Source organism: Phaeodactylibacter luteus, assembly GCF_007993045.1.
Classification (GTDB): domain Bacteria; phylum Bacteroidota; class Bacteroidia; order Chitinophagales; family Saprospiraceae; genus Phaeodactylibacter; species Phaeodactylibacter luteus.
Genome location: NZ_VOOR01000173.1, coordinates 1 through 675 on the forward strand (window position 1 = coordinate 1; position 675 = coordinate 675).

The window sequence follows — 675 nt, forward strand, 5'->3', positions numbered from 1 at the left end:
CCTGCCCACCTTTGTTTCTTTGTAGCCGTCGTCGGTCAGCAGGTGCCCTCCATCGACTTGGATATATAGCACGCTTTTGCCACCGGCAGCCTCTGCCGGCACTGGCATGTCGAAGCCCGGGCTCTGCAAAAGCTCTTCCATTGCATCTAATGCCCCAAAGTGCTGGGCCAGCCGCTGAGCTTGGCTAGAGCCTAGCCGGGCAGCGGGCAGGACCGTTTGGAGTAATGACATAGCCGGCTTGAAAGGAAGCGCATTTGCAAACTCTAACATATGGCTTTGAAGCAGTGGCGATATGGCAAAATCGTGCTTGGCACCGCATATAAACGGGTGCTCTTTTCTTACTTCGATTGTCCCGAAGGTGGATTGGTACCTCTTTTTTTTCGACGGTCTTGGGCCTGGTCTCCAAGTTGTGACTGGGCCACTTCACGGCCCAGCTCCTGCATGATCTCGACTAAACCTTTTTCATAGTCCATCATCGTCAGCTTGTCCGTTAGTGCGTTGATATGCTCATATTTTTTGGCCGCTAAAGCTAGGAATTTTTCCTTGTCCATATTGTTTTTCATAAATATACGATTTTATGCCTATGCGACAATTTGGTTTGCGCCCAGTCCTGATGACCCAATAAGTTTATTTTCATCTTTGTTAAAAATCCCAAAAGTATAGTCAAGTCCTAAA

The 675-nt window shown here is 48.4% G+C and carries 1 protein-coding gene and 1 pseudogene; both read right to left on the bottom strand.

Annotation, left to right across the window (positions count from 1 at the left end):
- A pseudogene (locus FRY97_RS21995) lies at positions 1–231 on the bottom strand (hypothetical protein); the annotation flags it as partial.
- A 107-nt stretch (positions 232–338) separates the two neighbouring features.
- A complete protein-coding gene (locus tag FRY97_RS22000; protein ID WP_147169773.1) occupies positions 339–563 on the bottom strand; it encodes a hypothetical protein in 225 nt (74 codons plus the stop codon).
- Positions 564–675 lie beyond the last annotated feature (112 nt).

Bases quoted from the DNA above. Each gene is read 5' to 3' on its own strand.
- FRY97_RS22000 (WP_147169773.1), bottom strand. From the start codon at position 563: ATGAAAAACAATATGGACAAGGAAAAATTCCTAGCTTTAGCGGCCAAA.